Raw genomic sequence first — 11,038 nt, 5'->3', positions numbered from 1 at the left:
CGGCGGCAGCGGCTCCGGTGCGCGTGGGCAAGGAAATGCTGGTGGCTGGCCAAGCGGGACCGGAAAGCCGTCTGGCCCGGGCCGCAGCAACGCGCCCTCCAAGTAGACGCGCCTAACAATTCATTCAAGCCGACGCCGCTTCGCGGCGCGGCTTAATTCAGGCGTTAGGCGGTGGAAAAGATGACCCGAGAATTGCTACTTAAAGCACTCATCCTTCTGTTGGCATTCGCCGTGCCTTCGGCCTACTCTCAAGACCAGGATGACTGGCTAATCGGAGAGTGGGTACTGTGTGAGGACCCTGACGGCAGCCCCAAGGACGCTCTTCAGTTCAACTCGGACGGCACCGGTCTCGTCGTCCGTCACGACAAGCAAACCGAGTTCTTGCATCGTAGGTCCGGCGAGAATGTCGAAATGCTGGCCAATGCAAATGGGTACGCGATTCCCATCAACATGACGGCATCTCCAGGCCGCGACAAACTCCTACTCTATAGCGACAAGACGGGGAGCACATCCACCTACATCCGCCGGGACAGTGGGCTGGTGGAGAGTTGCACAGTCAAGTGGCCACCGCCTAACAATTCATTCAAGCCGACGCCGCTTCGCGGCGCGGCTTAATTCAGGCGTTAGGCCGCTGGGGAGGACTGCGGTGAACTTGAACCAAGTGACACTTCCGGCGGTGGACATCGACGCATCCGTCGCGTTCTACAAAGGCATGGGCTTCGCGCTGATCGTCCTCTCGCCCCATTACGCCAGGTTCGAATGTCCTGAGGGCGACGCCACCTTCTCCGTCCACCTGTCCGTCGAGCCTTCGGGTGCGAGCGGAGTAGTTGTGTACTTCGAGTGTTCGGACCTAGATGTGCGGGTTGCGGAACTCCAGGGGCGCGGCTACGTCTTCTCCAAGCCACCCACGGATGAGCGCTGGCTTTGGCGGGAGGCTCGGCTCCAAGATCCATCCGGCAACACCCTCTGCCTCTTCTGGGCCGGCCAGAACCGCAAGAACCCGCCTTGGCGCGTCTCGGCAGCGGCCTAACAATGCGTTCAAGCCGAAGCCGCTTCGTTACGCAAAGCACATGGCAGGAAAAGCTTGCCATGTGCTTTGCTCCACTACGCGTCTCGGCTTAACTTAGGCGTTAGGCGGCAGATGATCACTTCGGCAATCTACGCAACTAGAGCTTTGGGAATTCTCTTGGCACTCTTTCTAGCCATGAGTGTGGCAGTGACTCTGTCTGGTGAGTTGAACCACGTAGAAGCTCCGCCGTTCTCCAGGCGCGCTCTATCGGTGATACCTAGTGCGGCGCTGTGCATATTGCTCCTAGTGCCGCAACGCTTCTTCTTGCGTGGCGTCCGGTACAAGGCCCTGTTCGGTGCGTTCGCGCTGGCCGCGGCCACTCTTGCTGCGGTGATTGTTCGTGACACTGTTCGCACGCTATCTGGCGAGGTTCATTGGGCCTCTGCGCCAGTCGACTTGGCCTTCTGCCTCATCGTTCTCGGCAATGCAGTGGCTCTTTGGGCACAGCATAGGCGCTTGCCGCCTAACAATTCATTCAAGCCGACGCCGCTTCGCGGCGCGGCTTAATTCAGGTGTTAGCGCCCATGATCATTTCATACATGCTTGCAGCAATGCTTTCCTCCTCCGGAGACCCTGGCGTGACTTTGGATGTTTGTGTGCCACCTTCTTGGCCTGCGCGCTTCGAGGTGCAAGAGAAAACGACGTTCGCTGGGCTGCAGCAGATTTACCTGCGTGAGGTGCCGGAAGAACTTATGCCACAGCAGGCGATTCTGCGAGCGGAGTCTGTCGCACGAGACCCTGCCCATGGCAGCTGGGGAAGGCAGGCCGAGGCGATTGGAAGTGCGGTCTATCAAACCCAGATTCAGCAACTCGAGACGTACTGTGGCCCCCGACTCGACGATCAGTACGGAGCTCCCGGTCTTATCGAGCAGGCATACGCTAGAGTGCTAGCGCACACCAATCTGCGGTATGACGCTGTGGCAGCCGAGCAACTCCTACCGAAGGAGTTCTCCGTCAACCTCACTCCCCGCGTGGCGATTGTTGGCTTATCAGCGCACTGCTCTAAATCGACGCCTGCGCTGGCGGCATTTCTTGCCCGTGCGTCCATTCCATGCGGGCAGGTGCCAGACTCGCGAGATGGGCGCTAACAATTCATTCAAGCCGACGCCGCTTCGCGGCGCGGCTTAATTCAGGCGTTAGGCATCAGTTGAGGGTTCGTCGTGGATCAGGAAAAGTGCATCGCATTAAAGAGAGATCTGGAGGCTCAGGCTGAGCCGCAAGTAGTTCCGCTGGATCGATTCTTCGACGGAAACGACGATGAAGGATCAATTGGCTGCAATCTTGTCCCTCATCCCGGAATTCCACTGTTTCGCGACACTCTGCTTGGGTTGCTTCAACGCTCTGACGTAACGGCCGTATACGCCCTGATTTCGGAGCTTGACCCTGGGGATGACTCATGGCCTTTTACAGATACAGTTCTGGTGGCGGGCACCATCCAACCAGAGGCGCTCACTGAGGCCATTGCGGCGCTTCAACCGGACTATGTGACCGCCGCCGACCCGGACGAGATAGGTGAGTTTGGCATTCAGCCTCCTGTTGTTCAGGCGGTCACCGCATGGTGGGACTGATGCCTAACAATTCATTCAAGCCGACGCCGCTTCGCGGCGCGGCTTAATTCAGGCGTTAGCTGCGCATCGGGCATACTCGCGATCATGGATAAAAGCCAAGCACTAAATCTGCTCAGGGGCGCGCTCGCAGAGATCGCTGATAACCGAGGATTTGCCAAAGCAGACCATTTCTCTGGGCTTCGGGAGGTAGATGCGAAGGTGCGAGAAGTGCGCATGGTCCTTGAGGGCATCGACAACCTTCCAAAATCTTTGCTGGAGTCAATGTCCAATGACCTAGACTTTCAAGCGAACAGCCGGCGCGTACGTCTAGAAGCGCTGGCTGGCTACATCAGGAGCGCGATTAAGTTCACGGATACGGGCGCGTTTGAAAAGCCAAAAAAGGTGATTCACGCACCACCGAATTTTTCGCCACTTACGTCGTCTATGCCAGGGCTTACGGAGGAGATAAACCGACGGTGGCGAGAGGCCCAAAAATGTGTTCATGTTGAAGCATTCACCTCTGCCGTAATCCTAATGGGCAGTATTCTTGAAGGCCTTCTCCTGGCTCGGGCCCAGCTTTCCGCATCCGTTGCTTATCGATCCTCTCGGGCACCGAAGGATAAGAGTGGGAGCGCTATTGCCATTCCAAACTGGACACTCAGCGCCCTCATTGACGTGGCAACTGATGTAGGTTGGGTCAAGACAGATCGTGGCAAGTTTGGCCATGCACTCCGCGAGTCGCGCAACGTCGTACATCCGTGGCAGGCCGTCGCAAGCCGCGCAGACTTTGACGCGGCCACCTGCAAGACCTCTTGGCATGTGCTTGACGCCTCGGTGGCTGACCTCTTGGCGTCGCTGTAAGCGCAGCTAACAATTCATTCAAGCCGACGCCGCTTCGCGGCGCGGCTTAATTCTGGCGTTAGGCCGCTCACAAGCATCATGGGGAGTCGACGAAGGTCGCACGATGGCTACGGTAAGAAGAATCTTAGCCACTGCACTTGTGGCGTCGGCGGGATTGCTCCCGGCATTCGCTAGCGGACACGTAGCACGTGCAATAAGCCTGTGTGAGCTGGCGACACTTGCTGACCTAGACGGCACGTTGGTTTCCTTCAACGCCATTGCATCAACGGACTTGCATCACGGGGTTACGCTTTCAGATCCAGCGTGCCGCAACTTTGGGTTGAGACTTGGCCAAGAGTCGGACTCGGCAGAGCAGACTGTGGGGCTCTTCCTGCACACGCTGGCAACTCAGGCGCCGCATTTGACCTGGCGTTCCGTTAGCGGCACCTTCATCGGAGTAGTTCAGATCAATCCAGCGGGCGAGCGCCGTTTCATTCCATCGGCCGTGCAAGACTTCAAAGAGGTCGTTCATGAGCCTTAGCACCCGCGGCCTAACAAGTCGTTCAAGCCGAAGCCGCTTCGTTACGCAAACCACATGGCAGGTAAAGCTTGCCATGTGCTTCGCTCCACTGCGCGTCTCGGCTTAACTCTGGCGTTAGGCGCCATGACCATGATTGCAATGCATCTGAACGTGCTTCTCTTGGCAACCGCACTTTCAGCGGATGCGGAAGTCGTGCTTGGATCTGTCTCTATTGACTTAGCTGAGTCGCGTCAATCAACTCCCACCAATCCTGTCAGGTGTTCAGGCAGTCTTGATGCGCTTATCGGCGCGGCGGGCGCCGCAGTGCGGAGTCGAATTGGCTCTCCTGACATCGCAGACGAGGGCTTAGCTCTCGATTCATCTCGCGTCGTAGTACATCAATACCTTTTTGCGGATCAGAACGAATCGTGGATTGGATTGGCACCATCGGCTGGCGTTGCTACAGCGGTGACGTTCCCGACTAATCCATTCACTGTGTTGCGCGTGGATTACGACGGAGCTGACCGTGTAACAAGTGCCAAGTGCCACATCGCAGATGGCGCCTAACAATTCATTCAAGCCGACACCGCTTCGCGGCGCGGCTTAATTCAGGCGTTAGACCTTGCAGGAGACATCTTCGTGGACCAGAAAGAGCAAGAAGCAAAGCTCGATGCCTACTACAAGCTCAACAGGCTTCATTTGCAATTTTCGTTCTGGTCAAGCTTGGCCGCGCTAGTTACCGGCTTGGTGATCCTAGTTGCCGGTGTCCGCCTGATCTTCTTGGGCACGGTAGGGCTCACCGGACAATTGGTAACAATCGGCGGCTTACTCACCCAGTTCATCGGGGCCGGATTCTTCCTGCTCTATTCAAAGAATCTCAAGCAGCTCAATGTCTTCTACGAGAAACTCATCCGGCATCAGGACACGCTGTATGCCATGGGGCTGGCTACCCACCATCTTACTGATAATCGAAAAGCAGACGCAATCGACAACGTGATCTCCATGTTGTTGACACGCAATGAGCCAAAGACTCCCATGTCTCCTGAGATGATGAAGGTCATTACAGACGCAATGCAGACAGAGCGTGCGAGCAAGGTCTAACAATTCATTCAAGCCGAAGCCGCTTCGCGGCTCGGCTTAATTCAGGCGTTAGGCCTCAGGGGGAGGTTTTGTGCAGCGTCCACGTTCAATAATTCTGCTGATCGTCTGGTTCCTCTGGGCTACGGGCAAAGACCTTGATGGCCTCGCTCGCTTTGCTACAACGGCCGACTACTACGTCTTCTCAAGCATTGGAGCCACTTGGATCTACTTCGTGCTTGCGGGCGCCGTCTTTTTACTCAACGCAGCCTCGGTCTTTTATCTGTTTCGCCCGCATCCGGCTGGTTACTGTGTGCTCTTGGCCGCACTAGGAGCAGGCGTAGCTCAAAACCTGGTCACAACCGCTATGGCGGTACGCGACATCCCAGGTGTCCGCGAGGCCTACGAGATCGGACGGGAGCTCCGCGGCCTGGCAGTACGGCGGGAGGCCATGGACATGATCTTCAAACCCTCGGCCCTATGGCTTTCAGCAGGTCTCTCGGTTCTGGTCTACGCAGCCATTGCGTTCTTGGTCCGTCGCAATCGTTCAAACTTCATGGGCCCGGCGGCGTATGCAGCTGAGGCCTAACAATTCATTCAAGCCGACGCCGCTTCGCGGCGCGGCTTAATTCAGGCGTTAGGGCTCATGAGCAAGCACGGTGGCACCTACACTGCAATTGCGTTTGTTGCGGCAGTGCTGGTTGCGCTTCTTGCAGTTCCCGTTGGCCACTGCTTTGCGCTTAACGTTGGTCTTAGCTCCCGCGGCACTTGCGCCGGAACCCTTGGCGGCTATTTTGCTTTTGCTCAATCATCGCGCTCCCTTCCGCGATTGTATTTGGCGCACCGCTTTACCTTGCGTTCCGCAAGTTGGGCTGGCTCTCCTGGTGGCAGGTTCCACTAGGTGCGGGCCTTGCTGGGACGTTAGCCGCTGTTGCACTCCATGCGCTGGACGGGACAACCAATCTGCTCGGTATGCTTGGCATGTTTGGCGGCCTGGGAGCAGTTGCCGGCGTCGCGTTTTGGTGCTTCCGGTTGCGTCGGCATGAGCCCTAACAATTCATTCAAGCCGAACCCGCTTTGCGGGTCGGCTTAATTCTGGCGTTATGCCTCATGAGCAATGACCCGACAGCCAAGGTTCTGTTCCGCGTCCCGGAGGCCGATGGCGCTGCAACTGTCGAGACTCTTTGGGCAGTTCCCTTGGGTAACGACCGCTACATGCTCGACAACTCGCCATTCTTCTCATATGGCGTTTCATGGCAAGACGTTGTAATTGCGCCACATGATCCACAGGAGCAAATGCCAACGTTCCAATCAGTAGCAGAGCGTTCCGGTAATCGCACCGTTAGGGTCATGTTCGACCCGTCGGTCGCTCCAGGCAATGCCTCAGAGCAGATCCTTCACGGCCTGGAGGAGATTGGTTGCAGCTTCGAGCGCGCCCACTCTGGCTACGTTTCTGTCAATGTCCCACCCGTTGTCGACCTTGATAAGGTTCGTTCATACCTTATCGCAAAGAACGCGCAATGGGAGCACGCTGATCCAACCTATGAGTCGCTGTTCCCGGGTGAGGCATAACAATTCATTCAAGCCGACGCCGCTTCGCGGCGCGGCTTAATTCAGGCGTTAGGTGTCATATGGGAACTCTGTCGAAGCTTCGGGAATGGATAAACCGCGATGACGGGCGCTTCTACCAGATCGGCAATGACTCAATTGGCGTCTGGACAGTTGTCGGTGGGCTTTCTCTCGTTGGCGCCTTGGTTCTTTGGCGACTTCACGCCCACGTCGGAGTCAGCGGCGCGTGGGCTGTCGTCGCCGGCCTGGCAGGGTTGGTCTTCCTGTTTTTCGGTGCTCGTCCCGGCTCCACCGGCAATGACACCTAACAACTCATTCAAGCCGATGCCGCTTCGCGGCACGGCTTAATTCTGGCGTTAGGCGCTACTGGAGCGGCGCTGATGCTCACAGTCAAAGCCTTCGCTCTCTGGGTCGTCATGCTGTGTTGCGCAGTTTTGAACGGCACTCTGCGTGACGCGACCCTCATCCCATCTCTCGGCAGAACAGCCAGGCTGCTTTTGAGCGGTCTGTTGCTCTCTGCGCTCATCCTTGTTGTTACGTACATTGCCCTTCCTTGGCTACGGCCAGTCCGCCATCAACAGCTCGTCGGCATCGGGCTCGGCTGGGTGGCCCTCACCCTCTTGTTCGAGCTTGCGTTCGGTCTGCTCCAAGGCAAGGCCTGGCCCGCTCTGGTAGAGGCGTACACCTTCAAAGACGGCAACGTTTGGCCGCTGGTCTTGCTCACCACAGCAGCTGCGCCGTACATTGCTGGGCGACTTAGGGGCGTGCCACGGGGGTAGCGCCTAACAAGTCGTTCAAGCCGACGCCGCTTCGGGGCGCAAACCACATGGCAGATACAGCTTGCCATGTGCTTCACGCCCCTACGCAGCGCGGCTTAACTCTGGCGTTAGAGGTCATTATGATTGACCGTGAGGCGCGCGATAGATTTGCGCAGGCGATTCGAGCTTTGGTTGCCGGCACCATCACCAACGACGAGTTTGAGGGTGTGCGGTTCCCCGCTCTGGACACCGCAGATCCAGCCATAGCGGCGATCTATCAAGAAGGAGCCTGGCACCTGTACTCGGACTTGGAAGAGCATCGGCTTCGGGGCAAGCACGCAATCTCCCGCAAAGACAAATCCCATGTCGCTCGTTGGGTGCTGTTCCTGAAAACAGACTTGCCATATGAGTGGCCGGAGCTTGGTGGCGCTCGCTTCTTTGCTCTCGGACTCGCCAATCTGTTCACTCTAGGAGTCGCCAACCGCTTCTATGTAAAGTGGTTCAAGCAGCAGGGAGAGGTAGATATCTGGCCGTTCATCCGCCACGAGGACTATGCGGCTGCACTCGAGCGCCCAGTGTACTTGGGGGTGACCTCTAACAATTCATTCAAGCCGACACCGCTTCGCGGCGCGGCTTAATTCAGGCGTTAGGTGCGAATGGAAGAGAGCCGCGAGTTTGAGCATCCAGTAGCACAGCGCCTCGCTGATCTTGCAGGCGTCGAGCGCGACCTCGAGTTGGCTAAAGAGGCGTGCGATCTATTTTTGGGCATGCCTCACGTCGGCTCTCGAGAAGCCATTGCACTGTCTAACGCGGTTGGCGGATACGCTTTAGTTACCTATTTCCGCACGATTGGAAGCGGCGCTCGCAGCGGTATCACGGCCGATCAGGTTGCGGGTCTTACGCCCGCGTTGCAGAAAGTACACGAGCGCCTGAAGGCCGTTCGGAGTCACTACGTCACACACTCTGTAAACCAACAAGAACAGAATAAAGTAACGGTGGCGCTCAATGCCGATGGTTCCCTGTCATCCTTAGGCACTGAGCACTCTCGCCCAGCGACATTCTCTGCTGAACAGATACTAGCCCTAAAGCAATTGATCGAAGGCATCGCCCCGCTCATAAGCGCAGAGTACGACTTCGAGTGGGAACGTGTCTGGGACCACCTTGAAAGCTTGTCCCCAGAAGCGCGGAAACAGGCCCTAACAAGCGTAAGCCGCGGCAAACCATTGGATTGGCGGTTGAAGCAGCGTAGATTTCGCACCTAACAATTCATTCAAGCCGATGCCGCTTCGCGGCACGGCTTAATTCCGGTGTTAGGCGCTCATAGCTCTGCAATGGTTGTGGTTGCAGAGTCGTGTGCTAACTCGCTTTCTCGTGGCTTCTGGTTCTTCGCTGTGCATTGCGCACGCGCGGTGAGCGGCGTCGTCGGGCAACTCGGCTTCGGCCGCACGCAACCTCGAGCCAGGTTGCGACATCTGCAGCCGGCTTCGTGGGGGCTACGGGTGCGGCTTCTGGCCGCGCGACCGGTCGGCCAGGCTCCGGAAAGATCTCTGTCACGGCGGTCCGGGTTCTGCCGCAAGCTCGTTACGGGCTTCGGCTAGAGCGCGGGCTTGTGCCGGCTTCGGCTTCGGATACAGTTGCGCCTAACAATTCATTCAAGCCGACACCGCTTCGCGGCGCGGCTTAATTCAGGCGTTAGGCCTCAGGTGATGCTTTGACGCACAACGTGCTCTTTGTCTGCGGCAAGAACCGTCTTCGCAGTCCTACCGCAGAGCAGGTGTTCGCGGACTGGCCGGGCGTCGAGACGGCTTCGGCTGGGACGGGGCACGACGCGGACTGCCAGGTCTCAGCTGAGCTCATCGGCTGGGCGGATACGGTGCTCGTCATGGAGTCGGCGCACCGGGCCAAGATCGCGGCCAAGTTCCAGCCGCAACTGCGCGGCAAGCGCGTAGTGGTCCTCGGCATTCCGGACCAGTACGAGTACATGGCGCCGGAGCTCGTCCGGCTGCTCCAGCAGAAGGTTCCGCGCTACTTGCCGCCTCGCAGGGGCGCAGCTTAGTCTGCGGCCTAACAATTCGTTCAAGCCGACGCCGCTTCGTTACGCAAACCACATGGCAGTTAAAGCTTGCCATGTGCTTCGCTTCACTGCGCGGCGCGGCTTAACTCAGGCGTTAGGTGCCGAGATGAAGATGGTCGCGCTTGCGGTATTAAGTCTTTGGCTTTCCGTCGCTGCGCACGGCGCTGAACCGGCGTTCGCTCGTACGTGCATCAAGGCGACGCAGACCGAGAGGGGGCGAATGACGGCGGTGTCCGTCGCGGAGACCTCCGGCTACAAGAATGTGGATGCCTTCGCAAGGAACCTCGTGAAGGTCTTTCGCCTGCAGCTCGCTAAAGGTCAGTCTGTTCCGCGCCAGGAGGGCTTCGTGTTGGTCGACTACTTTGAGGACGGTAGCTTCGCGTCTTCGCTCTTCAAGGATAAAGGTCGTTTAGTCCGTGGCTGCTCGGACCTGCAGCCCCTAGAGAACGGATTTGGCACCTAACAATGCGTTCAAGCCGAAACCGCTTCGTTACGGCAAAGGCATGGCAGGAAAAGCTTGCCATGCCTTTGCCTCCACTTCGCGGTTCGGCTTAACTTAGGTGTTAGGGGGCTAGCATGCGACTTTGGACACGGCGGACACTAGGAGTTCTGGCGATTGGTGGCGGAGCGCTTGGTCTTGCCGTTGGCGTGCAAGCGGCCGCTTCGGCAAATGGAATGCTTTCTTGGCTGGTGATCGTGCCGTTCCTTTGCCTGTACTTGTGGGGAATCTGGTGTGGTGTCTGCCTGGTCGAGAACCGAGAGGGCGCAGCCCGCGCCAACATGTTCTTCTGGGCCATCCAAATGCCGCTAGTTCAATCACCTTACATCGGCTATCTATTCGCTAGTGGATTTTTTTCAACTATCACGTTCCAACCATTCGGAGCCGAGCTCGGATTTTTGTTTTGGTTGGGTAGCAAGTTCGAGGTTTCGCTCATGCAGGCCGACAAGCCAGTTGTTCTAGGGGTCAACTTGTTCGCACTGTTCGTTGTGGCACTTCTTTATCGGAGCGTTCGCAGGGCGCCCCCTAACAATTCATTCAAGCCGACGCCGCTTCGCGGCGCGGCTTAATTCAGGCGTTAGGCCTCAGGTGATGCTTTGACGCACAACGTGCTCTTTGTCTGCGGCAAGAACCGTCTTCGCAGTCCTACCGCAAAGCAGGTGTTCGCGGACTGGCCGGGCGTCGAGACGGCTTCGGCTGGGACGGGGCACGACGCGGACTGCCAGGTCTCAGCTGAGCTCATCGGCTGGGCGGATACGCTGCTCGTCATGGAGTCGGCGCACCGGGCCAAGATCGCGGCCAAGTTCCAGCCGCAACTGCGCGGCAAGCGCGTAGTGGTCCTCGGCATTCCGGACCAGTACGAGTACATGGCGCCGGAGCTCGTCCGGCTGCTCCAGCAGAAGGTTCCGCGCTACTTGCCGCCTCGCAGGGGCGCAGCTTAGTCTGCGGCCTAACAATTCGTTCAAGCCGACGCCGCTTCGTTACGCAAACCACATGGCAGTTAAAGCTTGCCATGTGCTTCGCTTCACTGCGCGGCGCGGCTTAACTCAGGCGTTAGGGCTCACTCCAGCGTGAAATCGCTCATC

15 protein-coding genes are annotated in these 11,038 nt (G+C 57.9%); all 15 read left to right on the top strand.

Annotated features, from left to right (window positions below):
* Nucleotides 1–171: 171 nt before the first annotated feature.
* The 15 genes from JHB91_RS09865 (at nt 172) to JHB91_RS09795 (ending at nt 10,894) form a co-directional block, all read left to right on the top strand.
* Nucleotides 172–615 (top strand): hypothetical protein, encoded by a 444-nt coding sequence (locus tag JHB91_RS09865; protein WP_199472735.1) that lies wholly within the window; start codon nt 172–174, stop codon nt 613–615.
* A gap of 46 nt (nt 616–661) precedes the next feature.
* On the top strand, nt 662–1,030 hold the full coding sequence (locus tag JHB91_RS09860; RefSeq protein ID WP_343225105.1) for a VOC family protein: 369 nt from the start codon (nt 662–664) through the stop codon (nt 1,028–1,030).
* Nucleotides 1,031–2,229: 1,199 nt separating this feature from the next.
* Nucleotides 2,230–2,637: a hypothetical protein gene (locus tag JHB91_RS09855; RefSeq protein WP_199472733.1), complete on the top strand. Its 408-nt coding sequence runs from the start codon at nt 2,230–2,232 to the stop codon at nt 2,635–2,637.
* 84 nt (nt 2,638–2,721) lie between these two features.
* On the top strand, nt 2,722–3,477 hold the full coding sequence (locus JHB91_RS09850) for a hypothetical protein (RefSeq protein WP_199472732.1): 756 nt from the start codon (nt 2,722–2,724) through the stop codon (nt 3,475–3,477).
* 643 nt (nt 3,478–4,120) lie between these two features.
* Nucleotides 4,121–4,543: a hypothetical protein gene (locus tag JHB91_RS09845; RefSeq protein WP_199472731.1), complete on the top strand. Its 423-nt coding sequence runs from the start codon at nt 4,121–4,123 to the stop codon at nt 4,541–4,543.
* Between the two features lie 72 nt (nt 4,544–4,615).
* Nucleotides 4,616–5,077, top strand: coding sequence for a hypothetical protein (locus tag JHB91_RS09840; RefSeq protein WP_199472730.1), 462 nt, complete (start codon nt 4,616–4,618; stop codon nt 5,075–5,077).
* 70 nt (nt 5,078–5,147) lie between these two features.
* Nucleotides 5,148–5,642, top strand: a complete 495-nt coding sequence (locus JHB91_RS09835; RefSeq protein WP_199472729.1) for a hypothetical protein — start codon at nt 5,148–5,150, stop codon at nt 5,640–5,642.
* A 521-nt stretch (nt 5,643–6,163) separates the two neighbouring features.
* A complete protein-coding gene (locus JHB91_RS09830; protein ID WP_199472728.1) occupies nt 6,164–6,625 on the top strand; it encodes a DUF4265 domain-containing protein in 462 nt (153 codons plus the stop codon).
* 377 nt (nt 6,626–7,002) lie between these two features.
* The gene (locus JHB91_RS09825) at nt 7,003–7,401 is read left to right on the top strand and encodes a hypothetical protein (protein ID WP_199472727.1); all 399 of its coding nucleotides are present in this window, start codon (nt 7,003–7,005) and stop codon (nt 7,399–7,401) included.
* 47 nt (nt 7,402–7,448) lie between these two features.
* A complete protein-coding gene (locus JHB91_RS09820) occupies nt 7,449–8,018 on the top strand; it encodes a hypothetical protein (RefSeq protein WP_199472726.1) in 570 nt (189 codons plus the stop codon).
* A gap of 18 nt (nt 8,019–8,036) precedes the next feature.
* Nucleotides 8,037–8,642, top strand: a complete 606-nt coding sequence (locus JHB91_RS09815; protein WP_199472725.1) for a hypothetical protein — start codon at nt 8,037–8,039, stop codon at nt 8,640–8,642.
* Nucleotides 8,643–9,091: 449 nt separating this feature from the next.
* Nucleotides 9,092–9,436, top strand: a complete 345-nt coding sequence (locus JHB91_RS09810) for a low molecular weight protein tyrosine phosphatase family protein (RefSeq protein ID WP_199472724.1) — start codon at nt 9,092–9,094, stop codon at nt 9,434–9,436.
* A 124-nt stretch (nt 9,437–9,560) separates the two neighbouring features.
* On the top strand, nt 9,561–9,917 hold the full coding sequence (locus JHB91_RS09805; RefSeq protein WP_199472723.1) for a hypothetical protein: 357 nt from the start codon (nt 9,561–9,563) through the stop codon (nt 9,915–9,917).
* Between the two features lie 113 nt (nt 9,918–10,030).
* The gene (locus JHB91_RS09800) at nt 10,031–10,522 is read left to right on the top strand and encodes a hypothetical protein (RefSeq protein ID WP_199472722.1); all 492 of its coding nucleotides are present in this window, start codon (nt 10,031–10,033) and stop codon (nt 10,520–10,522) included.
* A gap of 27 nt (nt 10,523–10,549) precedes the next feature.
* A complete protein-coding gene (locus tag JHB91_RS09795; RefSeq protein ID WP_199472721.1) occupies nt 10,550–10,894 on the top strand; it encodes a low molecular weight protein tyrosine phosphatase family protein in 345 nt (114 codons plus the stop codon).
* The last annotated feature ends 144 nt before the right edge of the window (nt 10,895–11,038 follow it).

This window comes from Luteimonas sp. MC1828 (assembly GCF_016461615.1).
Lineage (GTDB): Bacteria > Pseudomonadota > Gammaproteobacteria > Xanthomonadales > Xanthomonadaceae > Luteimonas.
Note: the sequence above shows the minus strand (reverse complement) of the source record. Positions and strands in the feature narration are given on the sequence as shown.

Excerpts from the sequence above, each read along its gene's own strand:
- JHB91_RS09850 (WP_199472732.1), top strand. The coding sequence starts at position 2,722 with ATGGATAAAAGCCAAGCACTAAATCTGCTCAGGGGCGCGCTCGCAGAG.
- JHB91_RS09845 (WP_199472731.1), top strand. The coding sequence starts at position 4,121 with ATGACCATGATTGCAATGCATCTGAACGTGCTTCTCTTGGCAACCGCA.
- JHB91_RS09830 (WP_199472728.1), top strand. The coding sequence starts at position 6,164 with ATGAGCAATGACCCGACAGCCAAGGTTCTGTTCCGCGTCCCGGAGGCC.
- JHB91_RS09825 (WP_199472727.1), top strand. The coding sequence starts at position 7,003 with ATGCTCACAGTCAAAGCCTTCGCTCTCTGGGTCGTCATGCTGTGTTGC.
- JHB91_RS09820 (WP_199472726.1), top strand. The coding sequence starts at position 7,449 with ATGGCAGATACAGCTTGCCATGTGCTTCACGCCCCTACGCAGCGCGGC.
- JHB91_RS09815 (WP_199472725.1), top strand. The coding sequence starts at position 8,037 with ATGGAAGAGAGCCGCGAGTTTGAGCATCCAGTAGCACAGCGCCTCGCT.
- JHB91_RS09805 (WP_199472723.1), top strand. The coding sequence starts at position 9,561 with ATGAAGATGGTCGCGCTTGCGGTATTAAGTCTTTGGCTTTCCGTCGCT.
- JHB91_RS09800 (WP_199472722.1), top strand. The coding sequence starts at position 10,031 with ATGCGACTTTGGACACGGCGGACACTAGGAGTTCTGGCGATTGGTGGC.